Origin of the sequence: Paenarthrobacter nicotinovorans, assembly GCF_021919345.1 — a bacterium.
GTDB classification, from domain to species: domain Bacteria; phylum Actinomycetota; class Actinomycetes; order Actinomycetales; family Micrococcaceae; genus Arthrobacter; species Arthrobacter nicotinovorans.
Genome location: NZ_CP089293.1, coordinates 4019600 through 4045434 on the forward strand (window position 1 = coordinate 4019600; position 25835 = coordinate 4045434).

The following is a 25835-nucleotide window of genomic DNA, read 5'->3' on the forward strand; positions in this document are numbered from 1 at the left end:
GCCCTTGAGGATGGCACCATCCTTAAGGGCCGTCGTCGTGCTTTGTGTTCAATTTGTGGACTCAAAACGAGGGTTGGAGGTCCGGACGAGCACCGATCACGGACTCCCAGCGAACACACAGTCCGTGATCAGGGCTGAATGGGTTAAGAAAGTGAATGCATGTCACGTCCATCACTTGACTGGAACTTGGCGGATATGACGTGCCACACTGTGTAGCGCGAGTGCACCGGCGTCCCCGTCGGAACAGCCGACGACGTCACGCACCGCATTCCCACACACCTTTCCCAAGGGAGACCCATGTCCAGTCCCAGCACCGAAGCAGGCGCCCCCCACGTTTCCCGGAAGGTGATCGGCCTGGCTGTCGCCGGCGCAGTTGGCGGCTTCCTGTTCGGCTTTGATTCGTCCGTAGTCAACGGTGCGGTGGATGCCATGGCGGGCGAGTTCGCCATGAGCGAGGCTCTCACCGGCTTCGCTGTCGCCGTGGCCTTGCTCGGCTGTGCCGTGGGCGCCTACCTGGCCGGTAAAGTTGCCGACCGGTACGGCCGCATCCCCGCAATGAAGATCGGCGCACTCCTCTTCCTGGTCAGCGCCATCGGAACCGGCCTCGCCTTCAGCGTGTGGGACCTCATCTTCTGGCGGCTGGTAGGTGGCCTCGGCATCGGGCTCGCATCCGTGATTGCCCCCGCCTACATTTCGGAAATCTCCCCGCGGCACGTCCGCGGCCGTTTGGCCTCGCTCCAGCAACTGGCCATCACCACGGGTATCTTTGCGGCGCTGCTCTCCGACGCGGTCCTGGCCAACTCTGCCGGCGGCGCGGACGGAACGCTGTGGTTCGGGATCGAAGCCTGGCGCTGGATGTTCATCGCCTGCGCCGTGCCTGCCGCCATCTACGGCTGGATCGCCTTCCGCCTGCCCGAGTCACCGCACTTCCTGGTACTCAACGGCAAGGAAGACCAGGCCCGCACCATCTTCAACAAGCTCATTCCGGGCGACGACATCGACCGGCACATCCGCGAGATCCGCGAATCCATCCAGCAGGAAAAGCTCTCCACCAAGAAGGGCTCTCTGCGCGGCAACCGCTTCGGCCTGCTGCCCGTGGTGTGGATCGGCATCATCCTGTCCGTGCTGCAGCAGTTCGTCGGCATCAACGTGATCTTCTATTACTCCACCACTCTGTGGAAGGCCGTTGGATTCCAGGAAAAGGACTCCCTGACCATTTCCGTGGCCACCTCCGTCACCAACATCCTGGTGACGCTCGTGGCCATCGCACTGGTGGACCGGATTGGCCGCCGGCCCATCCTGCTGACCGGCTCCATCGGCATGGCAGTATCGCTCGGGGTCATGGCGCTGGCCTTCTCCTCCGCGGTCGGCACTGGCTCCGAGATCACCCTTCCGGGTGCTTGGGGACCCATCGCCCTGGTAGCGGCGAACATCTTCGTCATCAGCTTCGGCGCCTCGTGGGGACCGCTCGTGTGGGTGCTGTTGGGCGAGATCTTCCCCTCCCGGATCCGCGCGCGCGCCTTGGGCCTGGCAGCCGCCGCGCAATGGATCGCCAACTTCGCCATCACGCTCAGCTTCCCCATCATGGCGGCAGGTTCGCTGCCCCTGACGTACGCCATGTACGCAGCGTTCGCCGCGGCGTCGTTCTTCTTTGTGATGTTCAAGGTGCCCGAGACCAATGGCATGTCCTTGGAACAGGCGGAAACCCTGTTCGTCCCGAAGGGGGCGCCGGTAGCGCCGCTGCCGGTCACCTCGGACGAAGGCAAATAGCAGACGAAGAAGCCCGGCGGATCATATCCGCCGGGCTTCTTTTGCTTGGTGGCTTGTTACACCAGGTGCGGTTCGTGGGACGACAGGAAGCTGCGGCCGCTGAACGCGATCAGGATGGCAATCACCATGGCAACTGCGCCAGCGAAGAACGGCACCTGCGGCCCGAAGTGCTCGCCGAGCTGCGCGGCGGCAAAGGGAGCCAGCGCGCCGCCCATCCAGCGGACAAAGTTGTAGCCCGCCGACGCGACGGGACGCGGCGAATCGGAGACGCCCATGGCCAGTTCCGTGTAGACCGTGTTGTTGATGCCCAGCAGGGCACCAGCCACGATGACAAGCACGACGACGGCAGTCACCGAGTGCCCGGCAGCCAGTCCCAGCCCGACGAGGTCGAGCATCAGGACAGCCAGCGTTCCGGTCAGGACCTTGACGGCACCGAAGCGCTTTTGCAGGACGGGAGCCACGAATACCGAGAACACGGCTACGGCAACGCCCCAACCGAAGAACACTCCCCCGATGCCGTAGGCATCCATTCCCAGGATGAAGGGAGTGAAGGCGAGGATGGTGAAGAAGCCGTAGTTGTAGAACAGCGCACTGGCTGCGGTGGTGCGGAGGCCCTTGTGGCCAAGTGCGAGGAGCGGGTCCCGGAGGCGGGACTTCTTCGCCGGGGCAGGTGTCTTGGGCAGCAATGCCAACAGTGCGATAAATGCTGCGGCCATCAGGACCGCCGTGCCGAAGAACGGGGCGCGCCACTGCCATCCGCCAAGCAGGGCACCGAGCAGCGGGCCGAGCGAGATGCCCAGGCCAAGGGCGGCCTCGTACAGGATGATCGCTGTGCCGGTACCGCCGCTGGCCACACCGACGATCACGGCCAGGGCAGTTGCGACAAACAGCGCGTTGCCGAGTCCCCACCCCGCGCGGAAGCCAACCAGCTGCTCAACACTGCCGGACAGGCCGGACAACGACGCAAACACCACGATGATCGCCAGGCCGATGAGAAGCGTCTTCTTGCCGCCGATCCGGGACGACACGAAACCACTGATCAACATCGCCACCGCAGTCACCAGGAAGTAGCTGGTGAACAGCAATGACACTTCACTGGTGGAGGCCTGCAGGTTCTTGGCGATCGCAGGGAGGATGGGGTCCACGAGCCCGATGCCCATGAAGGCGAAAACAGCCGCGAGGGCCGTGGCCCACACCGCTTTCGGCTGTTTGAGCAGGGAAGCCTTCTCCGCTTCGAGGGTGGTTTCGATGGTTGTTTCGGCGCTTGCTGAAGCGTCAGCCAACTGGCGTGACATTCAATTGCTCCTTGTCGGTGCGTTAATTCGTGTTAGTTCTGGAATGAGCTGTTGATTTTGCTGATGACGGGAAGTGCCGCGGCCAGCTGCTCGATTTCCTGCGCGCTGAGGCCCTGCAGCAACTCCGCCACCATGGCGTTGCGCCGGTGGTTGGCAGATTCGACGGCGGCGGTCCCGGCCGTGGTGATGCCCACTTGGACAGCGCGGGAGTCGTCGGGGTCAGGTTGACGGGTTACCAGGCCGGCGCGCTCAAGCTTGATGATCTGCTCGGTTGCGCTGGGGACTTTGATCCCGAGGTTCTTGGCGATGTCGCCCACACGCAGGCCACCGTCCGAGATCATGGAGAGCAGGCTCAGCTGCGCGGCGGTGAGGTCACCCTCCGGGTCCAGACGACGAAACATGTAGACACCCAGACGCAGGGCCTCACGAAATTCACGCGCGAGGTCGGTGAGGCGGGGATCGAAACTATCGCTCATATTTAGGTAGCCTAATAGTTAGGCCCCCTAATGGTCAAGTGCTCTACGAGTTCAACGTCGACCCGTCCCAAATCTTGGGTTTCTGGGTTCTAGATGGGTGTGAGATCCCGTTGGTCTGCTGGGTGGGATTTGGGTGGTGGTGATGTGGGTGGGGGCGCTTCGGTTCCGGGTTGGGGTGCGGCTGGATGCCCGGGTAGGGGTGGTGGGGTGGATTGGTAGGTGCGGCCTGTGGGGGTTTGGAGGTTGATGGTGTGGCGGGTTCCGGTGGTGGGGGTGGTGGTGGTGGCTGTCCAGCCGGGGTGTTCTTTGGTGTGGTTGCAGGCTTCGCAGAGTCCTGCGCCGTTGGCCAGGGTGGTGGGTCCGCCGTGTTGCCAGGGCACGATGTGGTCGGTGTGGCGGATGGGCGCGTCGCAGTACGGGGTGCGGCAGGTATGGTCGCGGGTTTCGATGAAACGCCGGAGCCTGAGTGGGAAGAGCCTGGCCTTGGAATCGGTGGTGATCAGCTCCCCGCTGCTCGGGGCGATGTAGAGCCGCCGAAGCCAGACGCTGAACTCGTGATCCGATATGTCCGCTATGTCCCGCCCGGTGCTTTCTTCTTCCGCGGCCGGCGGCTCGGTCCCTCCGGCGCCGAGCAGTGTTCTGGCCCATTCCGCGGGCACGATTCCGTACCCCTGCAGCCGTGCCGGTTCGCTGTCGCCTTGGAACAGGGTCCGGTCGGTCATGACGAGCTGAAGCTCGACCCCGCTGATCCCGCCAGGCCTGCCCGTCATGCGTTCGACCAGGGTATCGGCCATTACCTGCGCCCGGCTTCGGGCGTCCCCACTGGACCGGGCAGTGTCCGCGGCCCGGGACAACGCCGCGTACGCCGCGACGCCCTGGGCAACGGGAAGCAGCGCGGTCAGGACCGTCATGGTGTCCGGTGCCGGGCGCAGGCTCACCGTCCGCTCGGTCGCGGCATGACTGGCGCGCTGGGCCACCGAGCGCGGATCCCGGCGGTAGGCGGCAGCCTTCGCGGCGGCGGTGATGGCCCGGTCGCCTTTCCCGTCGCAGGTCCCGGTGTCGGCTGCGAGTTCCTCGTCCACGGCGGCCCGGTCTTCGACGGACAAGCACGCCGTTTCCTTCACGAGTAGGGTGGCCCGCCACTCGTTGAGTTGACCTGATTCCAGCGCGGCCATAGTATGCGGCATCTCCGTGACCAGCGCTTTTGCCAACCCCAAGAGACGGGACCCCTTGTTCGGGGATTCGCGCCGGGCCAACGCCACCTGGGCGCCAACACCCAGGCCCCGCTCGGCCGCCGGCACCCCGGCGTCGGCTTGTTCCTGCCGTTGGGCGAGGTCGAAGGCCACCGCGGCACGGGCCTGCAATCCTGTGATGGCGGACTTCAACCGCTCCAGCCCACGGATCTGATCGATCAGTTCGCCGCTGGCGGTGCTGAGACGGACGGCACCCAGAAGCGTGATCAATTCAGACACTCGGGGCGCGGACTCCAAAAGCAGACGCTCCGCGGCACCAGCAAGCGCCGCCGGTGGCGGTGACTGCATTGCCCGAATCTGCTCCATACCCCAACTCTTCCAAGCAACAACAGCACCCAAAAGACACCAACCGCCCTATGTGGAAAACCCTGAATCAAAGCCAAAAAAACGAGCCTCATGCCAAACCAGCGCTACCCACAAACTGCCACCCACCCGCTCCCCGCGAGAGCAGCCCGTCGCTATTGTGGACCAATGACAACGCATTCCGGGCCGCAAGCACGGGCCACCGCAGTAAACACGGGTCGGTGGATCGCCGCCTCACGAGCCCTCGAAACCGCCCGCCCGGACCGGCTCTTTTGCGATCCGTGGGCCGAGCTATTGGCCGGCGATTCCGGCAAAGCCACCCTGGCAGCATCCGCCTACAACCCGTTCCTTCCGGTCCGGACGCGTTATTTTGATGACCAAATCCTAAGGGCAGCCCGGCCGGGCGCGCAGATAGTCTTGCTAGGGGCTGGCATGGATACAAGGGCATTCCGAATGCCCCTTCCGCCATCCTGCCGAGTGTTCGAGCTCGACTACGCAGAGGCATTTGCGGATAAGGAAGCAGTCCTCGGGACGGCGACCTCCCGGACCGAACGACTGTCCGTGCCCGCGGACTTGTCAGGGACCTGGACGGAACCCCTCCTCGGGGCAGGCCTTAATCCGCGAGCGACAACAATATGGGTAGCCGAGGGCCTCTTCTACTACCTCACCGTCGAGGCCGCCCAGTCCCTGGTGCGCACCGCCGCGGACCTGTCCGCACAAGGCTCAATCTTCCTTGCAGACATCTTCGGAACCGGCCTTCTGCAGCTGGAGGCACTGGCTCCGCTGGTCGAGGCACGCATGAAAGCTGAGCGGCCGCTGCCCTTTTGCACAGATGAACCCATAACACTCTTCACGGCCAACGGCTGGAGCGATGCCGCACTGACCTACCCCGGACAGCCTGAAGCAAACTTCGGTCGATTCACTGAGAGCCCACCAACCAAACGAGCATCCAACTTACGCACGTATCTTGTGACCGCAACCCGAACCTGAGGGCTGGCCGCCTTAGAGCGTGAGCTTCATGCCCTCGTGGCTCGCGACGAACCCCAGCCGCTCATAGAAGCGGTGCGCCGCAGCCCGGGATTTGTCGGTAGTCAGCTGGACCAAGGAGCAGCCGCGCTCCCGGGCCTGCCCTATGGCCCACTCGATCATGAGCGCCCCGACACCCTGTCCGCGCAGCTTGCCGGACACTCGAACCGCCTCGATCTGCGCCCGCCACGACCCCTTGCGCGACAGGCCTGGAAGGTAGCTGAGCTGGAAAGTGGCCACCACCTCGCCGTCGAGTTCGCCCACCACCAAAAGGTGCGCCGGATCGGCGTCGATCGCGTCAAAAGCCCGCTCGTACGGGGCTAAATCGTCGGCACTTTCACGCGTGGCACCCAACTGGTCGTCCGCGAGCAACGCGAGGATATGCGGCAAGTCGCCCTTCCGGGCGCGCCGCAGGCTGAAGGTTCCAAGCTCGACGGCGGCAGTCAGCAAAGCGGGCTCGGCGGCAGGTCTCGTAGTCACCACCCCAGCATGCCACTTGGCAAAATGACTTCGGAACTCAGTATTGCTAAGTACCGGTACTTAGTTCTACTATGTAGTGGTAGCTAGTAATACTGAGTAGCGAGGGAGGTGTCCGATGGGCAAGCAAATGACGGAGATGCTCAAAGGCACACTGGAGGGCATTGTTCTAGCCCTACTGACCGGGAAGGCGGCGTATGGATACGAAATCACCACGCTGCTCCGGGAGCAGGGCTTCACCGAGATCGCCGAAGGCACCGTGTACGCGTTGCTGGTCAGGATCGAACAAAAGGGGCTGGTGGACGTCGAAAAGCGGCCGTCCGAAAAGGGCCCGCCACGCAAGGTGTACACGCTCAACGCCCAAGGCAAAACAGAACTAAACGAATTCTGGAACACCTGGAGCTTCTTGTCCGGACGGATTGAAGAGCTCCGCAAGGAAGGAAAATAACATGGCAGCAAAATGGATCGAACTGGTCACGGGATCACTCGAGCAGAAGAAGCAGTACAAGCAAGCCAAAGCCCGCATGGATGCCTTGCCTGAGCCCTACCGCTCCGTAGCAAGCGCCTTCAACCGCTACCTGATGTACTACGGCGGCGTGACCGAGGGCGACACCATGGTCCAGATGTTCATCGATCTGGCAGACCTGTGGGAACGGGCAGCATTGGACGGAACTCCCGTCAGCGAAATGGTGGGCGAGGATCCGATCGAATTCGCCGAGACTTTCGCCCAGGCCTACGGCGGAAAGCGCTGGATCGACAAGGAACGTGAGCGCCTCAACAAAGCAATCGACAAAGCGAAAGAGGCGGAGTCATGACAGCTGCGGCAATCCAGGTAAAGGGCATCGAAAAGTCCTACAAGGATCTCCATGTACTCAAGGGCGTGGACTTCGAGGTAGCTTCGGGCAGCATCTTCGCCCTCCTCGGATCCAATGGAGCGGGAAAAACCACCATGGTGAAGATCCTCTCAACGTTGCTCACAGCGGACGGCGGGCAGGCCGCCGTCGAGGGTTTCGACGTCGCAACCGAGTCGCTCCAGGTGCGGCAGTCCATCAGCCTCACCGGACAGTTCGCCGCAGTGGATGAGGTCCTCAGCGGCAAGGAGAACCTCATCCTCGTCGCCAAGCTGCGTCACCTGAAGAACCCGGGCCGGATCGCAGATGAGTTGCTGGCACAGTTCAGCCTCACGGAAGCCGGTTCCCGCAAAGTGGCGACGTACTCCGGAGGCATGCGTCGCCGGCTGGACATCGCCATGAGCCTGATCGGCAACCCGAAGGTGATTTTCCTGGATGAGCCCACCACGGGCTTGGACCCGGAGGCCCGCCTGGAGGTGTGGCAGATCGTGAAGAACCTTGCCAACAAGGGGACAACAGTCCTGCTCACCACCCAGTACCTCGACGAGGCCGAACACCTAGCAGACAGAATCGCCATTCTTCACGAGGGGCGAATTATTGCGAACGGCACGCTCGCCGAGCTCAAGCAACTGCTTCCGCCGGCCAAGGTGGAATACGTGGAAAAGCAGCCGAGCCTGGAGGACATCTTCCTGGCACTGGTGGGAACCAACGGCAGCGCCGAGTCAGTAAAGGACAGGTCATGAACACCCATTTCTTCGCAGACACCTCTGTTCTGTTGGGCCGTTCCATGCGGCACATCTTCCGGAGCGTGGACACCATCATCACCACCGCGATCACGCCGATTGCCCTGATGCTCTTGTTCGTCTATGTGTTCGGCGGCGCCATCAGGACCGACACTGAAAACTACGTCAACTACTTGCTTCCGGGCATCATGCTGATAGCCATCGCTTCGGGAATCGCGTACACCGCGGTCCGTCTCTTCACGGACATGCAGAGCGGCATTTTCGAGCGGTTCCAGTCCATGCCCATCGCTCGCTCCTCTGTACTGTGGGCCCACGTCCTGACGTCGCTGGTGGCCAACGGCCTGTCACTGGTGATCATCGTCGGGGTTGCGCTGCTCATGGGATTCCGCACTTCGGCGAATGTGCTGGACTGGCTGGCCGTGGCCGGGATCCTGACGCTGTTCACCCTGGCATTGACGTGGATCGCCATCATCGCGGGCCTTTCGGCGAAGTCCGTGGACGGCGCCGGCGGCTTCTCCTACCCGCTGATCTTCCTGCCGTTCATCAGCTCGGCGTTCGTTCCGACGGAAACCATGCCCGGTCCGGTCCGCTGGTTCGCCGAGAACCAACCCGTGACGTCCATCGTGAACACCATCCAGGACCTGTTCGCCCAGCGACCGGCCGGAACGGATATTTGGGTAGCACTGGCCTGGTGCCTGGGAATCCTCGTCGTCTCCTACGCCTTTGCGACGGCGGCTTACAAGCGCCGGAACGCCTAGCGGCCCGTGTTCTGAAACCCAGCCCGAACCAACGGCCAAAGCTCCCTTTTCCACAAGGGAGCTTTCGCCATGCAGACCGATTGGCCATTGGTCAGACATTAGCTATAGCTTTATCGAACAGATTTGTAACGGCCGTCACTATTCTGACGGTTCCTCCGAAGGGTTCTTGAACTAATGTCCGACCAGACAACACAGGGGCAGCTCCGCGCCTCCAGCAGGGACAGCGAGCCCCACCTCTCACGCTCGCTCAGCAACCGCCACATCCAGCTCCTGGCCATCGGCGGCGCCATCGGAACGGGCCTCTTCATGGGCTCCGGCAAGACCATCTCGGTCGCCGGGCCCTCGGTGATCTTCGTCTACATGATCATCGGCTTCATGCTCTTCTTCGTGATGCGCGCCATGGGCCAGCTCCTGCTGTCCAACCTGAACTACAAATCCTTCAGCGACTTCGCGGGCGACCTCCTGGGCCCGTGGGCCGGCTTCTTTACCGGTTGGACGTACTGGTTCTGCTGGGTAGTCACCGGCGTTGCGGACGTGATCGCCATTGCGGGCTACGCCAACGAGCTCTGGCCGGGAATCCAGCTGTGGATCCCGGGCCTGGCCACCATCATCATCCTGCTCCTCCTGAACCTCCCCACCGTCAAAGCCTTCGGCGAGACCGAGTTCTGGTTCGCGCTCATCAAGATCGTGGCCATCGTCGCGCTGATCGTCGTGGGCCTGGTCATGATCTTCACCGGCTTCCAGTCCAACGCAGGCACCGCCAGCTTCACCAACCTTTGGAGCCACGGCGGCTTCTTCCCCAAGGAATTCATGGGCTTCGTGGCCGGCTTCCAGATCGCCGTGTTCGCGTTCGTGGGCATCGAACTGGTGGGCACTGCCGCTGCAGAAACCAAGAACCCGGAGCACAACCTGCCCCGCGCCATCAACGCCATTCCCCTGCGCGTCATGCTCTTCTACGTAGGCGCCCTGATCATCCTCATGTCGGTCACCCCGTGGACCGAATTCAAGGCAGGCCAAAGCCCGTTCATCGCCATGTTCTCCCTGGCGGGCCTGGGCATGGCAGCGACTGTGGTGAACCTGGTGGTGCTCACCTCTGCCATGTCCTCGGCCAATTCGGGCATCTACTCGACGTCCCGCATGGTCTACGGCCTGGCAAATGACGGCGACGCACCCAAACTCTTCGGCCGGCTCTCCAGCCGCAAAGTACCCCAGAACGCACTGTTCCTCTCCTGCGTCCTGTTGCTGGCCGGCGTCGCGCTTCTCTACGCGGGCAAGGACGTTGGCGTGGCGTTCGACATGGTGACCACCGTGTCCGCAGTCTGCTTCATGTTCGTGTGGTCCATCATCCTGGCCAGCTACCTGGTGTACCGCAAGCGCCGCCCTGAGCTGCACGCGGCCTCGCCGTTCAAGATGCCCGGCGGCGTTCCGATGGTGTGGGTAGTGTTCGCCTTCTTCGCATTCCTTGTCTGGGCGCTCACTACGCAGCCCGACACCCTCACGGCACTGCTGGTGACACCCATCTGGTTCGCAATCCTCGGCGTCGCGTACGCCGTAGTCCGCAAGTCTCCGCTCCACCAGGCCCGCGTGGCTGAGTGGAAGGCGATGTCGGAAGCGGAAACCTCGGCAGCGCACTAGACCCCCGCACCCGAAAAAGCCCGACGTCGGGCACTCACTTGAGTGCTCGACGTCGGGCCTTTATGTGGAACGTGAGAGAGCGTCAGAGCTCGGCCTGCCGGTCCTCCACCAGCTTCTGCACGGCGGGGAATAGCGGGTGCGTCGGCGGCAGTTCTGTAACGCGTTCGACGACGGCGGCCGCGTCCAGTTCGGACAGCATCCTGGCAAGCTCCACGGCTTCGTCATCGGCACCGTCGTCAAAACGGAGGGCTGCCGACATCGCCTCGAGCAGGGCCACCGGGGTGACGCCCCGCTCTGCCAGCTCGGCCGCCGGACCAACGAACCGCTCATGCCGGCCAAGCTTCCGCAGCGGCGCACGGCCCACGCGGTTCACGGTATCCGGCAGGTGCGGGTTGCTGAAGCGTTGCAGGATTTTCTGGACGTACGCTTCCTGCTCGGCCTCCACGAAACCGTGCTTGGCAACCAGGAGTTCCTTGGTTTCCTCCAGCACGGCCCGGACCTTCGCGGCCACGGCAGGATCGGCCATGGCGTCCGAGATCTTCTCAAGCCCTGCACCGTAGCCGAAGTACGCAGCCGACGCATGGCCGGTGTTAACCGTGAACAGCTTGCGCTCGATGTACGGTCCCAGCTCGTCCACGAACGTCGCGCCGGGGATGCTCGGCGCATTGCCGCGGAACGGCGTACGGTCGATGACCCACTCGTAGAACGTTTCCACCGTGACGTCCAGGCCTTGGCCTGGTGCCTGGTTGGGCACGATCCGGTCCACTGCGGTGTTGGCAAAAACCGCGACGGCGTCCAGGTCACCGGCAGAATCGTCCCAGGCCGCCCGGATCTCCGTGTGGAGGAGGTCCGTGGCATTGATGGCGTTCTCGCAGGCCATGACCTGCAGCGGAGGGAGGTCCGCGGGCCGGGCGGCCAGCCCGCGGGCGATCACCGGCGCCACGAACTTCAGGATGTGGGGCCCCACCGCGGTGGTGACCACATCCGCCGTCGCGATTTCCTCCACAACAGCCGCTTCCTGTGCAGCCGAGTTCAAGGCGCGGAAGCCTTCCACGGTCTTGACCGCCGGGTTTTCGCCTACCTCATGGACGTCGTAGCTGCTGGCCTCCGCGAGCTGGCTGATGAGTGCATCCGCGACGTCGGCGAACACCACCTCATACCCGGATTCGTGCAGCAGCAGCCCCACGAAACCCCGCCCGATGTTGCCTGCCCCAAAATGGACTGCCTTCACTATGCGTTGACCTTTCCGAACAGCTCCAGGACTTCATCCACCGTGGTTGCCTGCTCCAACTGGGCAACCTGCGCCTTGTTGGTGAAGATCTTGGCGATGGAAGAGAGGATGTGGAGGTGTTCGTTGTTGATGCCGGCCACGCCGACTACGAACTTCACTTGCTTGCCGCCCCAGTCGATGCCCTCGGGGTACCGGATGATGGACACGGCCGAGTGGTTGATGTGTTCCTTGGCATCGTTGGTGCCGTGAGGGATCGCCAGGAAGCTGCCCATGTAGGTGGACACGGATTCCTCACGCTCGTGCATGGCATGGACGTAGCTGACATCCACGGCGCCACGGTCCAGCAGCAGCTTTCCGGCCTCGTCGATCGCACTGTCGCGGTCGCGGGAGGTGCCGTTCAGGATCACGCTTTCGCGAAGCAGGACGCCTTTGCCTTCGACGGCGGCAGCCGGCTCGGCGGCATGGGCACCATGGGCGGGGGCTTCTTCGACGGCCCCCGAAGGAGCAGCCGCTGCTGGAGCGTCTGCGCTGTTGCTCGAACGTACCAAGTCAACGATTTCGTCGTACCTGGGGCTGTTCATGAAGTTGTCTACCGAGTAGTGCACGGCGCTGGACGTGCGCGGTTGTGCACGTTCGGTGAGGTCCTGGTGGGTGACCACGACGTCGTAGGTGTCGCTGAGGTTGGCGATGGCCGAGTTGGTGACCTTGACGTCCGGGAAGCCGGCCGCCTTGATCTTGTTGCGGAGGACGGAGGCACCCATGGCGCTCGAGCCCATGCCGGCGTCGCAGGCAAACACGATGTTCCGGACCGGACGGGTCAGGACGGTGCCTTCACCCTGAGCTGCTTGCCGGTCTCCCACGAGGGCGGAGGAGACGGAGCTCTTCTTGCCCTTCATGGCTTCCATGCGGGACGTGGCTTCACTGAGATCGTCGTCGCCCTTGTTCTTGGACGTGCGCAGGATCAGGGAGGCGATCAGGAAGGACACAGTGGTGGCAAGCACGACAGCGAGGACCACGCCCACGTAGCTGTCACGTGAGGTTTGGGCTATGACGGCAATGATGGAACCCGGAGCTGCCGGAGCCACGAGACCGGAGTTGGTGATGGCCAGGGTAGCGATGCCCGTCATGCCGCCGCCGATGGCAGCGAGGATGAGGATGGGCTTCATCAGGACGTACGGGAAATAGATCTCGTGGATTCCGCCCAGGAAGTGGATGATCGCAGCACCGGGAGCCGATGCCCGTGCAGCACCACGGCCGAAGAACATGTAGGCCAGCAGGATGCCCAGGCCGGGGCCGGGGTTGGCTTCGAGCAGGAACAGGATGGACTTGCCCTGGTCCAGCGACTGCTGGATGCCCAGCGGTGTCAGTACGCCGTGGTTGATGGCGTTGTTCAGGAAGAGGACCTTGGCAGGCTCGATGAAGATGCTGGTGAGGGGCAGCAGGCCGTTGTCCACCAGGAACTGAACCACTGAGCCGGCACCGGCTGTGAAGGCCTTGACTACGGGGGTCAGGCCGTAGAACCCGAGCAGGGTCAGAATTCCGCCCCAGATACCGGCGGAGAAGTTGTTGACCAGCATTTCGAAGCCCGGACGGATCTTGCCGTCCCAGATGCTGTCGATCTTTTTCATGGTCCAGCCGCCCAGCGGCCCCATGATCATGGCCCCGATGAACATAGGAATACCCGTGCCCACAATGACACCCATGGTGGCGATGGCACCCACCACACCGCCGCGGACGTCATAGACCATCCGGCCACCGGTGTAGGCAATCAGAAGCGGAAGCAGGTAGTTGACCATTGGGCCCACAAGGCCCACGTTGGCAACACCCTCGGCGTTGGTCCCATAGCCCCCGAGTTCCGGGACGGGAATCCAGCCCTTCTCGATGAACAGGGCCGTGATGAGGCCCCAGGCGATGAAGGCGCCGATGTTGGGCATGATCATGCCGGACAGGAATGTTCCGAACTTCTGGACGCCAACGCGGGCGCTGGTGCGGGGCTTCGCAACTGTCTCTGTTGCCATGTGAATTCCTAACGTGTTTCCCGCGGCGGCGCGGGGTCAGTCGATATAGAGATCGAGAGAGAGCAGCTAGGAGCTGCTGGAAATGCGATGAAGCCATTCCAGGAAAAGCTTCAGTTCAGAGCTGGAAAGTTGGTCCGAATGCGAGGCCTGCAGTGCCGCATTCAGGGCGATTGCCGCAACAACTACCGACGACTTACCGGAGTCGTCCGCTGCGGCGCCACGGGCGGTTTCCGTGGAGACGGCAAAAATCATGGAATCCCGGGTCATCGTTGAGAGCTCGAGGTTCCGTTCTTCCACCGGTTCAGCGATCAGCATGAGCGTGACGCCCACGTTGGCCGCGAGAATGCTCCGTGCCGCTTCGCGGGGCGGCACATTGATCTGACCTGCGATGGCGGCCTTGTTCAACATCTCTTCCAGGAGCGCTTCAGCATCGGCCACGATTGCCGGGCGGCTCTCCGGCCTGATGTTGCCGAACATGACCAGGTACAGATGGGGTTGGGTCAATCCGAACTGGACGTGGTTGTCCCACATCCGCCGGACGTCTTCCAAGGGCTCCCCGGACGGCGCAAAGTCCCGCTCCCCCGCCACGTACTCTTCGAAGCCTGCTGATACGACGGCGTCGAACAGTCCTTCCTTGTCACCAAAGTGGTGGTAGAGCGTAGGCGCCGTGACACCGGCAAGCTTGGTGATCTGGCGCGTTGAGACCGCTGACCCCTCCGAATTCGCCAGCAATTCGGCAGCTGCGCGAAGCAACCGAATTTTAGGCGGAAGCTGGTCATCGAAACTCATAACCGCTACCCTAGCACCTATAGCGTTGCTATATGAAGTGGCTCACAAAGGAATTTTGTAGGCTGGTTACAGAGGCTCCCGGTGCCGTCGCCGACGGGTCTGAAACAACAAGCAGGAACAGAGGATTCAGTGCAGAATTTCCAAGGAGTTGGGGTAAGCCCTGGCCGCATCACGGGTTCCGTCCGCCAGATGCCCAAGCCGGTGAGTGAACCGCCGTCGGGGGAACGCCTGGCCGCGGACGTCGCTCCGGAAGACGCCGTCGCGCGGTTGAAGGCAGCGGCGCAAGCCGTCCATGATGAACTCAAGGCGCGCGCGGAAACCGCCTCCGGCGACGGCAAGGCCGTCCTTGAGGCCACCGCCCTCATGGCCAAAGACACCATGCTGCTGAAGTCGGCGGGCAAACTCGTCAACGCCGGAACCTCCGCAGAACGGGCCATCTGGGAAGCCGGCGCATCGGTCTCTGAAATGCTGCACAACCTGGGCGGCTACATGGCCGAGCGCGCCACCGACGTCCTGGATGTCCGCGCACGCATTGTCGCTGAACTCCGGGGTGTCCCCGCACCGGGCATCCCGTCCTCCGAAACACCCTTCATCCTGGTAGCCGAGGATCTCGCTCCCGCCGACACTGCGACCCTGAATCCCGCAGTTGTCCTGGCGCTGGTGACCTCAGGCGGCGGGCCGCAGTCCCACACGGCGATCATCGCGCGCTCCCTCGGCCTGCCCGCCGTCGTTGCGGCCCACGGCGTGGACGGGATCGCGGATGGCTCAGAGGTTTATGTGGACGGCGCTGCCGGCTTCGTCGCCGTCGAACCGACCGAGGAACAACGTGCACTTGCCACCGCCTGGGCGGAAACCTCCGCCACGCTGGCAGCCTTCGACGGAAACGGCACGACGGCGGACGGCCACCTGGTCCCGCTCCTCGCCAATGTGGGCGGAGCCAAGGATGCCGTGGCAGCTGCGAAGCTGGGCGCCCAGGGCGTTGGCCTGTTCCGCACCGAATTCTGCTTCCTGGAGCGCGACACCGAGCCCTCCGTGGATGAGCAGGCCGCCGCCTACAAAGCCGTGTTTGACGCGTTCCCGGGCAAGAAGGTGGTCCTCCGCACCCTCGACGCCGGCGCCGACAAGCCCCTCCCCTTCCTCACGGATGCCACCGAGCCCAACCCTGCACTGGGCGTTCGCGGCTACCGCACCGACTTCACCACCCCGGGCGTCCTGGAACGCCAGCTCGAGGCGATCGCCCGCGCCGCGTCGGAATCCGAGGCCGATGTGTGGGTCATGGCTCCCATGATCTCCACAGCTGCCGAGGCAGGACGCTTTGCCTCGCTCTGCGCAGCAGCGGGAATCCGGACGCCAGGCGTAATGGTGGAGGTCCCCTCCGCTGCGCTGACGGCCGCAACCGTGCTGCGTGAAGTGGGATTCGCGTCCCTGGGCACGAACGACCTCACCCAGTACGCCATGGCCGCCGACCGCCAGCTGGGCCCCCTCGCGGACCTGAACACTCCGTGGCAACCCGCGGTGCTGCGGCTGGTGCAGCTCACCGTGGAAGGCTCGGCACAGGAGGGCAACAACAAGCCCGTTGGCGTCTGTGGCGAGGCCGCCGCGGACCCCGCCCTCGCTGTCGTCCTCACCGGACTGGGCGTCACCACACTGTCCATGACCGCGCGCTCGTTGGCCGCGGTCGGGACCGTGCTGAAGACCGTCACGCTGGAGCAGGCGCAGGAACTTGCACGCCTGGCTCTTTCCGCCCCCAGCGCCACCGAGGCACGCGACTGGGTCCGCGCCAAGCTCCCCGTGCTCGAAGAGCTCGGCCTCTAACCCTTCCCGCACCAACGCAAGGAGAAACCATGCCAGAACGCACAGCAACCGTAGCCAGCCGCTCCGGACTGCACGCCCGGCCCGCTGCCCTGTTCGCCGAGGCAGCCGGCGAGCAGCCGGTGGATGTCACCATCGCCATGCAGGGCCAGCCCGAGGACGAAGCGATGGACGCGGCCAGCATCCTCTCGCTTATGACCCTCGGCGCTGCGAAGGGTGACGTGGTGGTGCTTCGAGCCGAGGGGGACGGTGCCGATGCCGCGCTGGACGCACTGGTGAAGCTGCTGGAAACGGATCTGGACGCGGAGTAAGTTCTTCCTCCACGCCGCAGGCTAGGCTTCTGCCATGGCATTGATAGCTCCCCGCGTCACAGCAGGCCTCCCCACCGACGACGCCCGGAACCTGGCACGCTCCCTCAACGACAGCGACGACATCACCGTGTTCGTGGACGGCACGGTCCACCGCCTGCCCGATCAGGCGCGGGACGCCGTCGTCGACCTCCTTGCGAGGCTCGGGCGGGGCGAAACGGTGACCGTCAGCAGCGTGGAGGAAATGCTGACGACTTCGCAGGCTGCGGAGCTTGCCGGGATCTCACACACCTATCTGCGGAACATGACCGACCGTGGCGAGATTCCGGTGGAGTACCGGGGAACGCATCGTCGGATCCGGCAGGCGGCGATCATTGCGTGGCTGGAAACCCAGAAGCGCAAGCAGGACGAAACCGCCGCTGCGGAGGCTGCGGAAAGCGACTGAAAGCGTCCGAGTGATAAGGATCAAGCAACGATCCCAGCCAACAGGCGGGGACCTGTAAAGCCCGGGGTTACGCTTGATCGGTGGGCAATTTCAAAGGGTGGCATATCGTGGCCGGTTTGGCTGCGCTTGCCCTTGCCATACCCTTGGGCTCAGCCATGGGATTGAACTTTGTGGCCACCTTCATGTTCGCGTGCACGGTGTTCGTGGCGGTCACCATGTGGACCGAATCGAAAATCGCACGACGCCGGGAGGCGGCTGACGCTGCGAAGGCAACTGATGCGCGGCCGGCCGACTCCAATGAATCGGACGACGCCGCGCGGGACTCGCGGGACTAGCTCGCACCGGCGAGCCCTCCGAAACCGACAGCATGCTGTTCAATAGCTGTATGGCTTCAAGGTACTTCTCCGTCATTTGTCCCGCATGAGCGCGCTACTGTCCTCCGACATAGAGGCCCATGGCCTCACCGGACGCATCTTCTGGACCGAGGGGTCTCCCGAACCCGGGGCCGGGTCGGCAGAGAAGCCTGCCTACATCCTGATCCACGGCATCGGGGTTTCCCACAGGTACCTGGCACGACTGCACGCCGTGCTGGCGGCGCATGCGCCCACGTACTCCTTCGACCTGCCGGGCTTCGCCGGCACTCCCCGGCCCGGCAGGCAACTCCAGGTCGAGGACTACGGCGCCTTCATTGCCGGGGCCCTGGCATCCCGCGGCATCGACTCCTACATTTTGGTAGGCCACTCCATGGGGGTGCAGTTCGCCATTGAGGCTGCACTGCACCGGCCGGAAAGTGCACGGCAGCTTGTGCTCATGGGGCCGGTTGTCGATTCGCGGCACAAGAACGTGATGCAGCAGTCGATTGCCCTGACACTGGATGGCATCCTCCGCGAGAGTCCTTCGTCCAACTGGATCGTCATGGGGGACTACTTCCGGTGCGGACCGCGCTGGTACGTCACCGAACTGCCCGTGATGATGAAGTACCCGACCCTGGATCGGCTGTCCGGCATCGATGTCCCGGTCCTGGTTCTCCGGGGAAGCCGCGACCGTGTTGCCGGACCGGATTGGTCCTTGAGGCTTTCGCGGGCGGTGGCCCAAGGGCGCCTGGTGGAAATTCCCGGCGTCGGCCACGTTGCCCAGCACATGCGCCCCAAAGCCGTGGCGGACGCCATCCGCAGCTTCGTCAACGCCACCACCCGGCACCGCTGAGCAAGCAGGACGCCGAGGTGCAGGGAGCCGCACCGGCACGGGCACCTCTGCGGACGGCCTTGTTGGCGCGGCCCGTCCCGGATAGGCTGGCGGAGCAAGCTAATTAGTAAGCTTACTTACGAAAGGGCTCACCATGACCAGCTATGACCCGGAAGACGATCCCCGGACCTTCGGCGTGAGCGGCGCCAGTGGACCCATAGACACTACCGCCGACGCGGACAGCATCCACGAAGATCCCGACATGCGCCAGGACGAGGACGACGACCCCGCTTCCTCGGCCAATCCCGACCCCCTGGATGGAAACGTCACAGGCCTCGAGCCAGGCGGCGGCGTGCCCCCGGGAGAAACCCCGCCCGCCGAAGGCAGCATGAGCAGCGACCAGGGGCACGAGGAGTAGTTCCCCACCGGGCCGCTACGGCAGGCTCAGGATCTCCCCAAGGTCGTACTCCGCAGGCTCTTCCAGCTGCGAGTACGTGCAACTTTCAGGAGTCCGGTCCGGCCGCCACCGACGGAACTGCGTCGTGTGGCGGAACCGGTCACCCTCCATGTAGTCGTAGGTCACCTCGATCACCAGTTCGGGGCGCAGCGGCACAAAGGAGAAGTCCTTTCCGGCGCTCCACCTGCTCTGCGCCCCGGGCATCCGAGACCCCCCGGGCGAATCGTCCTGCTTGGCCCACTCGCCCCACGGATGGTCGCCGAGCTCCACTTGATAGGGCTCAAGCTCCGCCACCAACGCCTCCCGCTTTGCCATGGGGAATGACGCCACGACGCCGACGTGATGAAGCCGGCCTGAGTCGTCGTAGAGCCCCAGGAGCATCGACCCCACAACTTTCGCGGTCTTGTGCCAACGGAATCCGGCCACCACGCAATCGGCTGTCCGCTCATGCTTCGTCTTGAACATCACCCGCTTGTTCGGCTGGTAGGTGCCGTCGAGCGGTTTCGACAGCACGCCGTCGAGGCCTGCTCCCTCAAGCTGCACGAACCATTCCTTGGCGCGCCCCAGGTCCGTCACCGCAGGCGTTACGTACACAGGAGGCCGGGCGTCGGCGAGGGCCTTCTCCAAGGCAGCGCGCCGCTCGGCGAAGGGCCGGCCGGTCAGATCCTCGTCGCCGAGGGCAAGCAGGTCGAACGCCACCAGGGACGCCGGCGTCTTCTCCGCAAGCATCCGAACCCGGCTGTCCGCGGGATGGATTCGCTGCTGCAGCACCTCGAACTCAAGCCTGTTGCCCTGGATCAGGATGATCTCGCCGTCCACAACGCACTTGTCCGGAAGGTTCTTCTTCAGCGCTTCCACCAGCTCCGGGAAGTAACGGGTCATGGGCTTCTCGTTGCGGCTGCCCAGGACGATGTCGTCCCCGTCCTTGAAGACGATGGTCCGGAATCCGTCCCATTTGGGCTCGTAATGCCCAACGTCGGGGATGTTCGTGACGGACTTGGCGAGCATGGGCGAAACGGGCGGCATCACTGGTAGGTCCATAGCTCATGTCTACCGGCCAGTACGTGCCCAAGGCTAGTGTTGGCGGATGGACATCTTGGCCGTGTTGGCAGCAGTGCTCGGAGTTCCCGCGCTCATAGGCGCGCTTTGGTACTGGATTGCGCGGGAGAACAAGCGCGGCGTCCGGCGGGCCGCAGCAGGCGGCATGCTGGGGATCGCAGACGAAGTCTTCCGCCCTGCCACACATCAAGCCCACCAGGTCCGGAAAATCGAACACGAAATCCCCGCCCCCGCACCGGCCCCGAAGCCTAAGCGGTAGCACCCTCCCGCGGGGGCAGAACTACCGCCCGTTACATTAATGTGACTTTACTTTCCGCCTCCTGTACGGTCGTAGGGCGACCCGATCTCCGCTGGGCCGCTTCTGGATTGACGCCGGGCTCTGCCGCAATCCAGGATCCGCCAGACCCGCGGCAGAGACGGGGGACCCACAGTTTCCCGGGCTTGTTTTCTCCGCAAGCCCTTGGGGTGAAGCCGCCACGCGCGGCCGGACGGCCTCGTCCGAACCCGACAGCTAACCTCGCAGGCGTTGAGAGGCACAACCATGTCCCCAACCATGGATAACCCACGCCGCGCGCAACTCGAGCGCGAGCGCACCAAGCCAACCGGACGCCGTCGGGCCCAACCCAGCGGATCCCCGGAACCAGCCACGACGGCGATGCCCACCCAAGCAGAACCCGCCACGACGGCGATCCCCACCGTAACGGCACCCACCCCGGCATCACCCGCTACGGCTGCGCCCACCACGCGGGCTGCGGCCCGGGCCGCTGAGCGTGAGCGTGCGGCAAGGGCTGTGATCGCCCCTGCCGAGCCGAAGGCGGCCCCTGCGCTTCGGGAGCCGGCAACCGCAGGCCCGGAGCCAGCAACCGCAGCGATTCCGGTAGTCGAAGCCGCGCGGGCCGCAGCTCCGGCATCCACCACACCCGGGCCTCCCACGTCAGCCATTCCCGTGGTTGCCGCCCGCAAGGCAGCCACCCGCGGGGAAGCCGGAGCCGAAGCGGCCGCCCCGGCCCCGGCGGCATCCCGCAAGACACCTCCGCCGGTGACGGCATCAACCCTCGGCACCACCTCCTCATTTGGCCGCGAACCCCAAGCTGTTCTGCGGAAAGCCGCGTCGGTGAAACACATGAGCCAGCGCATGGCAGTGGTTGCCGGAGCGCTGGGCCTGGTACTGACTGCGGGAACCGTCGGGCAGGCACTGGAGCTTCCGTTCTTCGGTCAGGAAAGTCCGGCCCAGGAAGCCAGCGGCGGCCAGAGTGGCGAGGACCGCCAACCGGGCTCGGCAGCCCCTGCGCCCCGGGCTTCCTACACCACAGCGTCCTCCCCGTCGTCGTCGGGTCAATCGTCATCCGAAGCAGGCCAACCGGCCACGGTACCGGAGGCGACGGTACCGGAAGCGCCTGTGGCGGTTTCGCCGTCGTCGGTTCCTTCACCGCACGTCTCCCTGGCAGCCCCTGTCTGGGTCCCCTCGGCGTCCGCCCCGGCAGTCGCAGCGCCGTCCCCCGTAGCCGGCACTCCGGCTCCGACCCAACCTGCGCCGGCGCCCGGCGACGTGCCCTCGGACACGATCACGACGCCGCCGGCAACACCGACGCCCACCACGACGCCGACGCCGACCACCACTCCCACGCCGACCCCGACGCCAACACCGACGGGAACTCAAACGGCAAAGCCCCGGCCCACCGGCAAGCCCACCGCAGGCACGTCGCCTCAGCCGCAGGCGTCCACCTTGGAGTCGCTCCTTGACGCCGCACAGAAGGCACTGCAGTGAGCACGCGGTTGCCCCGCACCAACGTGCACGCCGGCTGGCACGGGCGGTACTGCAGCAGCAGCCGCACGGCAACGTTCCGGCGCCGTTTGGGCCGCTGGAGTTGCCAGCGGCTGAGGCGCTCCTGACGCGTTCCCCAGTTAACGGCCAGGCAAGCGCATTGGCATCAGATAAGGCAGGTACCCGCGCGGGTACCTGCCTTATCTGTTTCTTACGCTGAGTTTTGCCGGTGCTTAGATCCGCGGGTCCGGGCTCAGATCCGCGGCCTGCCGGCCCAGCGCCGCGCCTTCAAGGCAGCATGCAATTCAAGCCGGATGGCACCGTTCAAGGGATCAGCACCGATGAGCTGGCGGATGCGTCCGAGCCTGTTGTAGATGCTGCTCCTGTGGAGGTGAAGTTTCGCCGCGACATCCTGCACGGCACTGTCGTTGTCGTAGAGAAGCTCCAGGACCGGCAGGAGCTCGCCGCTTTTGTCCTGGTCCTCAAGCGTCCGGAAATGCACCGAGCCGGTATCGTCCCAGCCGCCCGGTGCCAGCAGGCGGTCAAAGAGCTGGTACACGCCCACGGAACGGCTGTCCACCAGTTCCCCGAGCTGCGCATCCACGGCCGCCGCCTGCGCAGCAACCTTGGACTGCCGGTACGCCCCCGCGAGCTGCCTGATCACCTGGAATGGTTCGCTGATCCCCAGGATGACGCGGTCCACGGTCCGGCCGGCACGCTTTGCGAGCTCAAGCTGGTAATGGACCAGGACCTGCGCGTGGTCTGCCCGTCCTCCGGATTCCCGGAACAGGACCACCGAGTGGGTTTCCGTGCCCGCGCTGAACAAAGCCGCGTTCACGCCGATGGTGGACTGCAGCGCGGCTGAGCGGTGCGTGAGGGTTGCCGCGATGGGATCGACGTCGGACCGGGCACCTTCGGCGTCAAGGATCGTCACCAGTTGCCACGGGCCGCGGCCTTGGATCTCCTTCCACCCCGCAACGGCCGCCACGGCGTTCGATTCGCCGCCACAGGCCGAGAGGAACTCCTGCTCACGCCTGCGCCGGAACTCGGACTCGGCCGTGTTCGAGTCCAGGAGCAAGCCCGCCAACAGGTCCAGTTCGTCCCGGACGCCGGGCAACTGGGCGAGGATCGCCGTCGCGCTTTGCTCCTCAAGGTCCTGTTGCACCCACAAGTACCCCACACGGAAACCGCGGACCAACAAGGGGACACAGACGCGGCCGAGCATCCCGAGTTCGTCGTTGGCGGGCACCACCACGGGGCGCACGGCGGTGGAGATGCCGTGCGAGAGCTGCCAGGCGCTGACGTCGCTGGGGACGCGCTTGCTGAGCAGGAAATTCACCCGGACGCGGTCTGCGTGGGATTGGTTGGAACTGTAGGCGAGAAGAACGCCGTCGAGGTCCTCCAAGGACAGTCCGCGGCCGAGCTTCAGTGCTACGCGTTCAACGATCTGTTCCACGTCTTGCTGCATCCGGAAAGCGTACCAACAGCAGGCGACACCTGACGCCTTGGTGCTCGACAAATGTCGAGCTTGACGGCAGGAGTTCCTTGAATTTCCGGGGTTTTGCTCCCGGGCCGATCGGGAATCCATGTCGCCTGCCTCACAGCCGGATTTATTCTGGAATCACAGCCCGCAGCAAATATTCGGCCGAACAGGCCGCTAACGATGGAGCCAGCAAATGATCATCGGCGTCCCCAAAGAAATCAAGAACAACGAGTTCCGCGTAGCCATCACGGCCGCCGGCGTCCACGAGTTCCGCACCCACGGACACACCGTTCTGGTTGAGCGCGGCGCAGGCCTCGGCTCGGGCATCACCGACGAGGAATACTCGATCGCCGGCGCCGAAATCGTCAACGAAGCCGATGACGTGTGGGGCCGCGCGGACATGGTCATGAAGGTCAAGGAACCCATCGCCGCGGAGTACCACCGCTTCCGCAAGGGCCTGATCCTCTTCACCTACCTGCACCTCGCCGCAGAACCCGAGCTCACCGCCGAGCTCATCAACTCCGGCGTCACGGCCATCGCCTACGAAACCGTGCAGGAAGGCCGCACGCTTCCGCTGCTTGCCCCCATGTCCGAGGTCGCAGGCCGCCTGTCCGTCGTGGTCGGCGCTTCCTCGCTGATGGCTCCGGCCGGCGGCAAGGGTGTCCTCCTGGGCGGCGTACCGGGCGTCCGCCCGGCCAAGGTTGTTGTCCTCGGCGCCGGCGTTGCGGGAACCAACGCCGCTGCCATGGCGCTGGGCCTCGGTGCTGATGTCACCATCATGGACATCAACATCAACCGGCTGCGCGAACTGGACGCCCTCTACCAGGGCCGCCTGAAGACCGTTGCCTCCAACGCCTACGAGATCGAGAAGTCAGTCATCGACGCAGATCTCGTGATCGGCTCCGTCCTGATCCCGGGCGCCAAGGCTCCCAAGCTGGTCACCAACGAACTCGTCTCCCGCATGAAGCCGGGCTCGGTCCTGGTGGACATCGCTGTGGACCAGGGCGGCTGCTTCGAGGACACGCACCCCACCACCCACCAGGAACCGACGTACAAGGTCCACAACTCGATCTTCTACTGCGTTGCCAACATGCCTGGCGCTGTTCCGAACACCTCCACGTACGCACTGACCAACGTCACCCTGCGCTACGCCGTGGCACTGGCCAACCTGGGCGTCAAGGCCGCCTTCGACCGCGACCCCGCCCTGGCCGCCGGCCTCAACATCGCCGCAGGCCACGTGGCACACCACTCCGTTTCCGAGGCGCACAACCTGCCCCTCGTCAACGACTGGCACAGCCTGGTCTCCGCCTAAGCAGCCAACCACGACGGCGGGGTGCAGCTTCCACGTGAAGCCGCACCCCGCCGTCGTGGTTTAACGCCTGCCGAGTGACAGTTAATGCCAATGTTCCCGAGGCAAAGTCATAGGGTCGTTGCAACGCTCTGATTGATGGAGCGTTTTATGGTCAAGTTGTTCCCCAAGGCTGCGCGTACTGAGTTTCTTGATTTGGTGTGTGCGGGGATGCCTGTTCGTACTGCTGCCCAGCGTGTCGGGGCGGTGCACGCTACCGGGCACAATTGGTGGGTTCAGTCTGGCCTAATGATGACCGTGAACCGGGGTGCTACCGGAGGTCTTGCCGATCCTGCTCCTTCAGTCGGGGGCCCTGGCCGTGCGTTGGGTCTGGAAGAGCGAGGCATGATCCAGATGGGTGTGCGGATGGGCCTCAGTTACGCGAAGATCGGCGCATTGATCGGGCGGGATAAGTCCGTAGTTTGGCGGGAGGTCAAACGCCACACGAGCGCGGACGGGAAGTACTACGCCTCGGTCGCTCACGCCAAAGCGCATCAGGACAGGCGCCGTCCCAAACCCTTCAGGCTGGCCAAGGACGAGGGTTTGTGCCGGCTGATCGGCGTCTGGATGGATGACGGGTGGAGTCCGAAGCTGATCTCCTCGATGTTGGCGTATTACTTCGGTGACGATCAGACTATGCAGGTGAGCCACGAGACGATCTACCAGGCCCTTTACGTCCAAACCCGCGGGAACCTGCGGGCGGACCTGGCCGAAAAGCTCAGCCTGAAACGCAAACAACGCATCCCCCACGGCACTGACCGGCGCGCCAACAGCCCCTATAAAGAGGCCTTCAAGATCAGCCAACGTCCCGCCGAGGTCCAGGACCGGGCAGTGCCCGGGCATTGGGAAGGTGACCTCATCATCGGCGCCAACGGGACAGCGATCGGAACCTTGGTGGAACGCTCAACCCGGTTCACGATCCTGCTGCACCTGCCAGGGGACCACACCGCGGAAACCGTTGCCGCCGCGATGATCCGGGAGATGGCCTCCCTCCCGGATCACCTGCGCCGGTCGATCACCTGGGACCGCGGCACCGAACTGGCCGACTACGCAAAAATCCAGACCGCTCTCGATACGACGATGTACTTCTGCGACCCGCACTCGCCCTGGCAGCGCGGCACCAACGAAAACACCAACCGGCTCCTGCGGTTCTGGTTCGAGAAAGGCACTGACCTTTCAGTGCACACCCCCGAGGACATCCGCCTGGTCGCAGCGAAACTCAACCGCCGCCCCAGACCAACACTGAACCTCGAGACCCCAGCCAACCGGCTAAACCAGCTGCTACAAGCGGCCTAACCCCCAGCGTTGCTCCCACCAATTGACTTTGCCCGAGGAACATTGGCATTAA

26 protein-coding genes and 1 riboswitch are annotated in these 25835 nt (G+C 64.2%); of the genes, 17 read left to right on the forward strand and 9 right to left on the reverse strand.

Annotated elements, in window-relative coordinates; translation table 11 throughout:
- Positions 1–297: 297 nt before the first annotated feature.
- The gene (locus tag JMY29_RS18630; protein ID WP_039243283.1) at positions 298–1770 is read left to right on the forward strand and encodes a sugar porter family MFS transporter; all 1473 of its coding nucleotides are present in this window, start codon (positions 298–300) and stop codon (positions 1768–1770) included.
- A gap of 56 nt (positions 1771–1826) precedes the next feature.
- Here the strand turns inward: JMY29_RS18630 and JMY29_RS18635 are convergent, their stop codons facing one another.
- From JMY29_RS18635 to JMY29_RS18645, 3 genes are all read right to left on the reverse strand, one after another.
- The gene (locus JMY29_RS18635; RefSeq protein WP_018780179.1) at positions 1827–3065 is read right to left on the reverse strand and encodes an MFS transporter; all 1239 of its coding nucleotides are present in this window, start codon (positions 3063–3065) and stop codon (positions 1827–1829) included.
- Positions 3066–3097: 32 nt separating this feature from the next.
- Positions 3098–3541, reverse strand: a complete 444-nt coding sequence (locus tag JMY29_RS18640) for a MarR family winged helix-turn-helix transcriptional regulator (RefSeq protein WP_189076909.1) — start codon at positions 3539–3541, stop codon at positions 3098–3100.
- A gap of 89 nt (positions 3542–3630) precedes the next feature.
- Positions 3631–5100: an HNH endonuclease gene (locus JMY29_RS18645; RefSeq protein ID WP_189076908.1), complete on the reverse strand. Its 1470-nt coding sequence runs from the start codon at positions 5098–5100 to the stop codon at positions 3631–3633.
- A 165-nt stretch (positions 5101–5265) separates the two neighbouring features.
- Here JMY29_RS18645 and JMY29_RS18650 point away from each other — a divergent pair, with 165 nt between their 5' ends.
- Entirely contained in the window at positions 5266–6087 is an 822-nt protein-coding gene (locus tag JMY29_RS18650) for a class I SAM-dependent methyltransferase (protein WP_189076907.1), read from the forward strand.
- 12 nt (positions 6088–6099) lie between these two features.
- On the opposite strand, the gene JMY29_RS18655 is transcribed toward JMY29_RS18650, so the two are convergent.
- The gene (locus JMY29_RS18655) at positions 6100–6606 is read right to left on the reverse strand and encodes a GNAT family N-acetyltransferase (protein ID WP_189076906.1); all 507 of its coding nucleotides are present in this window, start codon (positions 6604–6606) and stop codon (positions 6100–6102) included.
- Between the two features lie 112 nt (positions 6607–6718).
- Here JMY29_RS18655 and JMY29_RS18660 point away from each other — a divergent pair, with 112 nt between their 5' ends.
- The 5 genes from JMY29_RS18660 (at position 6719) to cycA (ending at position 10587) form a co-directional block, all read left to right on the forward strand.
- Positions 6719–7048, forward strand: a complete 330-nt coding sequence (locus JMY29_RS18660; RefSeq protein ID WP_018780182.1) for a PadR family transcriptional regulator — start codon at positions 6719–6721, stop codon at positions 7046–7048.
- A 1-nt stretch (position 7049) separates the two neighbouring features.
- Positions 7050–7415 (forward strand): DUF1048 domain-containing protein, encoded by a 366-nt coding sequence (locus JMY29_RS18665; RefSeq protein WP_018780183.1) that lies wholly within the window; start codon positions 7050–7052, stop codon positions 7413–7415.
- Positions 7412–8194, forward strand: a complete 783-nt coding sequence (locus JMY29_RS18670; protein ID WP_189076905.1) for an ABC transporter ATP-binding protein — start codon at positions 7412–7414, stop codon at positions 8192–8194. The genes JMY29_RS18665 and JMY29_RS18670 overlap by 4 nt, the downstream gene beginning before the upstream one ends.
- Positions 8191–8952 (forward strand): ABC transporter permease, encoded by a 762-nt coding sequence (locus tag JMY29_RS18675; protein ID WP_189076904.1) that lies wholly within the window; start codon positions 8191–8193, stop codon positions 8950–8952. Before JMY29_RS18670 ends, JMY29_RS18675 begins: the two co-directional genes overlap by 4 nt.
- Before the next feature lie 174 nt (positions 8953–9126).
- The gene (cycA, locus tag JMY29_RS18680) at positions 9127–10587 is read left to right on the forward strand and encodes a D-serine/D-alanine/glycine transporter (protein WP_018780186.1); all 1461 of its coding nucleotides are present in this window, start codon (positions 9127–9129) and stop codon (positions 10585–10587) included.
- 82 nt (positions 10588–10669) lie between these two features.
- On the opposite strand, the gene JMY29_RS18685 is transcribed toward cycA, so the two are convergent.
- The 3 genes from JMY29_RS18685 to JMY29_RS18695 all read right to left on the reverse strand — a co-directional run bounded on the left by JMY29_RS18685 (position 10670) and on the right by JMY29_RS18695 (position 14625).
- Positions 10670–11818, reverse strand: coding sequence for a mannitol-1-phosphate 5-dehydrogenase (locus JMY29_RS18685; RefSeq protein ID WP_189076903.1), 1149 nt, complete (start codon positions 11816–11818; stop codon positions 10670–10672).
- Positions 11818–13836: a PTS mannitol transporter subunit IICBA gene (locus tag JMY29_RS18690; RefSeq protein WP_039243294.1), complete on the reverse strand. Its 2019-nt coding sequence runs from the start codon at positions 13834–13836 to the stop codon at positions 11818–11820. The genes JMY29_RS18685 and JMY29_RS18690 overlap by 1 nt, the downstream gene beginning before the upstream one ends.
- A gap of 66 nt (positions 13837–13902) precedes the next feature.
- Positions 13903–14625 (reverse strand): TetR/AcrR family transcriptional regulator, encoded by a 723-nt coding sequence (locus JMY29_RS18695; protein WP_018780189.1) that lies wholly within the window; start codon positions 14623–14625, stop codon positions 13903–13905.
- 129 nt (positions 14626–14754) lie between these two features.
- On the opposite strand from JMY29_RS18695, the gene ptsP reads away from it, so the two are divergent.
- From ptsP to JMY29_RS18725, 6 genes are all read left to right on the forward strand, one after another.
- Complete coding sequence (ptsP, locus tag JMY29_RS18700) at positions 14755–16440, forward strand: phosphoenolpyruvate--protein phosphotransferase (RefSeq protein WP_189076902.1); 1686 nt, start codon at positions 14755–14757, stop codon at positions 16438–16440.
- Between the two features lie 29 nt (positions 16441–16469).
- Positions 16470–16748: an HPr family phosphocarrier protein gene (locus tag JMY29_RS18705; protein ID WP_018780191.1), complete on the forward strand. Its 279-nt coding sequence runs from the start codon at positions 16470–16472 to the stop codon at positions 16746–16748.
- Between the two features lie 34 nt (positions 16749–16782).
- The gene (locus JMY29_RS18710) at positions 16783–17190 is read left to right on the forward strand and encodes a helix-turn-helix domain-containing protein (RefSeq protein ID WP_018780192.1); all 408 of its coding nucleotides are present in this window, start codon (positions 16783–16785) and stop codon (positions 17188–17190) included.
- Between the two features lie 80 nt (positions 17191–17270).
- On the forward strand, positions 17271–17525 hold the full coding sequence (locus JMY29_RS18715) for a hypothetical protein (RefSeq protein ID WP_189076901.1): 255 nt from the start codon (positions 17271–17273) through the stop codon (positions 17523–17525).
- Between the two features lie 85 nt (positions 17526–17610).
- Entirely contained in the window at positions 17611–18396 is a 786-nt protein-coding gene (locus JMY29_RS18720) for an alpha/beta fold hydrolase (protein ID WP_189076900.1), read from the forward strand.
- A gap of 133 nt (positions 18397–18529) precedes the next feature.
- Complete coding sequence (locus JMY29_RS18725) at positions 18530–18793, forward strand: DUF6480 family protein (protein ID WP_018780195.1); 264 nt, start codon at positions 18530–18532, stop codon at positions 18791–18793.
- 15 nt (positions 18794–18808) lie between these two features.
- Here JMY29_RS18725 and JMY29_RS18730 read toward each other — a convergent pair whose 3' ends face one another.
- Entirely contained in the window at positions 18809–19873 is a 1065-nt protein-coding gene (locus JMY29_RS18730) for an ATP-dependent DNA ligase (protein WP_189076899.1), read from the reverse strand.
- A gap of 46 nt (positions 19874–19919) precedes the next feature.
- On the opposite strand from JMY29_RS18730, the gene JMY29_RS18735 reads away from it, so the two are divergent.
- A complete protein-coding gene (locus tag JMY29_RS18735; protein WP_039243304.1) occupies positions 19920–20150 on the forward strand; it encodes a hypothetical protein in 231 nt (76 codons plus the stop codon).
- Between the two features lie 128 nt (positions 20151–20278).
- Positions 20279–20429, forward strand: a riboswitch (cyclic di-AMP (ydaO/yuaA leader).
- Positions 20430–20444: 15 nt separating this feature from the next.
- Complete coding sequence (locus JMY29_RS18740) at positions 20445–21659, forward strand: hypothetical protein (protein ID WP_229778723.1); 1215 nt, start codon at positions 20445–20447, stop codon at positions 21657–21659.
- 250 nt (positions 21660–21909) lie between these two features.
- Here the strand turns inward: JMY29_RS18740 and JMY29_RS18745 are convergent, their stop codons facing one another.
- The gene (locus tag JMY29_RS18745; RefSeq protein ID WP_189076897.1) at positions 21910–23124 is read right to left on the reverse strand and encodes a PucR family transcriptional regulator; all 1215 of its coding nucleotides are present in this window, start codon (positions 23122–23124) and stop codon (positions 21910–21912) included.
- Positions 23125–23332: 208 nt separating this feature from the next.
- On the opposite strand from JMY29_RS18745, the gene ald reads away from it, so the two are divergent.
- Together ald and JMY29_RS18755 are read left to right on the forward strand one after the other, a co-directional pair.
- Complete coding sequence (gene ald / locus JMY29_RS18750; RefSeq protein WP_018780201.1) at positions 23333–24451, forward strand: alanine dehydrogenase; 1119 nt, start codon at positions 23333–23335, stop codon at positions 24449–24451.
- Positions 24452–24598: 147 nt separating this feature from the next.
- Entirely contained in the window at positions 24599–25783 is a 1185-nt protein-coding gene (locus tag JMY29_RS18755; protein WP_374757943.1) for an IS30 family transposase, read from the forward strand.
- Positions 25784–25835 lie beyond the last annotated feature (52 nt).

What these genes read in the sequence shown, in the direction of transcription:
- JMY29_RS18735 (WP_039243304.1), top strand. Translation starts at nt 19,920, where the DNA reads ATGGACATCTTGGCCGTGTTGGCAGCAGTGCTCGGAGTTCCCGCGCTC.
- ald (WP_018780201.1), top strand. Translation starts at nt 23,333, where the DNA reads ATGATCATCGGCGTCCCCAAAGAAATCAAGAACAACGAGTTCCGCGTA.
- JMY29_RS18730 (WP_189076899.1), bottom strand. Translation starts at nt 19,873, where the DNA reads ATGGACCTACCAGTGATGCCGCCCGTTTCGCCCATGCTCGCCAAGTCC.
- JMY29_RS18630 (WP_039243283.1), top strand. Translation starts at nt 298, where the DNA reads ATGTCCAGTCCCAGCACCGAAGCAGGCGCCCCCCACGTTTCCCGGAAG.
- JMY29_RS18695 (WP_018780189.1), bottom strand. Translation starts at nt 14,625, where the DNA reads ATGAGTTTCGATGACCAGCTTCCGCCTAAAATTCGGTTGCTTCGCGCA.
- JMY29_RS18665 (WP_018780183.1), top strand. Translation starts at nt 7,050, where the DNA reads ATGGCAGCAAAATGGATCGAACTGGTCACGGGATCACTCGAGCAGAAG.
- JMY29_RS18660 (WP_018780182.1), top strand. Translation starts at nt 6,719, where the DNA reads ATGGGCAAGCAAATGACGGAGATGCTCAAAGGCACACTGGAGGGCATT.
- JMY29_RS18710 (WP_018780192.1), top strand. Translation starts at nt 16,783, where the DNA reads ATGGCATTGATAGCTCCCCGCGTCACAGCAGGCCTCCCCACCGACGAC.
- JMY29_RS18745 (WP_189076897.1), bottom strand. Translation starts at nt 23,124, where the DNA reads ATGCAGCAAGACGTGGAACAGATCGTTGAACGCGTAGCACTGAAGCTC.
- JMY29_RS18705 (WP_018780191.1), top strand. Translation starts at nt 16,470, where the DNA reads ATGCCAGAACGCACAGCAACCGTAGCCAGCCGCTCCGGACTGCACGCC.
- cycA (WP_018780186.1), top strand. Translation starts at nt 9,127, where the DNA reads ATGTCCGACCAGACAACACAGGGGCAGCTCCGCGCCTCCAGCAGGGAC.
- JMY29_RS18725 (WP_018780195.1), top strand. Translation starts at nt 18,530, where the DNA reads ATGACCAGCTATGACCCGGAAGACGATCCCCGGACCTTCGGCGTGAGC.
- JMY29_RS18670 (WP_189076905.1), top strand. Translation starts at nt 7,412, where the DNA reads ATGACAGCTGCGGCAATCCAGGTAAAGGGCATCGAAAAGTCCTACAAG.
- JMY29_RS18740 (WP_229778723.1), top strand. Translation starts at nt 20,445, where the DNA reads ATGGATAACCCACGCCGCGCGCAACTCGAGCGCGAGCGCACCAAGCCA.
- JMY29_RS18635 (WP_018780179.1), bottom strand. Translation starts at nt 3,065, where the DNA reads ATGTCACGCCAGTTGGCTGACGCTTCAGCAAGCGCCGAAACAACCATC.
- JMY29_RS18645 (WP_189076908.1), bottom strand. Translation starts at nt 5,100, where the DNA reads ATGGAGCAGATTCGGGCAATGCAGTCACCGCCACCGGCGGCGCTTGCT.
- JMY29_RS18675 (WP_189076904.1), top strand. Translation starts at nt 8,191, where the DNA reads ATGAACACCCATTTCTTCGCAGACACCTCTGTTCTGTTGGGCCGTTCC.
- JMY29_RS18720 (WP_189076900.1), top strand. Translation starts at nt 17,611, where the DNA reads ATGAGCGCGCTACTGTCCTCCGACATAGAGGCCCATGGCCTCACCGGA.
- JMY29_RS18690 (WP_039243294.1), bottom strand. Translation starts at nt 13,836, where the DNA reads ATGGCAACAGAGACAGTTGCGAAGCCCCGCACCAGCGCCCGCGTTGGC.
- JMY29_RS18640 (WP_189076909.1), bottom strand. Translation starts at nt 3,541, where the DNA reads ATGAGCGATAGTTTCGATCCCCGCCTCACCGACCTCGCGCGTGAATTT.
- JMY29_RS18650 (WP_189076907.1), top strand. Translation starts at nt 5,266, where the DNA reads ATGACAACGCATTCCGGGCCGCAAGCACGGGCCACCGCAGTAAACACG.
- JMY29_RS18755 (WP_374757943.1), top strand. Translation starts at nt 24,599, where the DNA reads ATGGTCAAGTTGTTCCCCAAGGCTGCGCGTACTGAGTTTCTTGATTTG.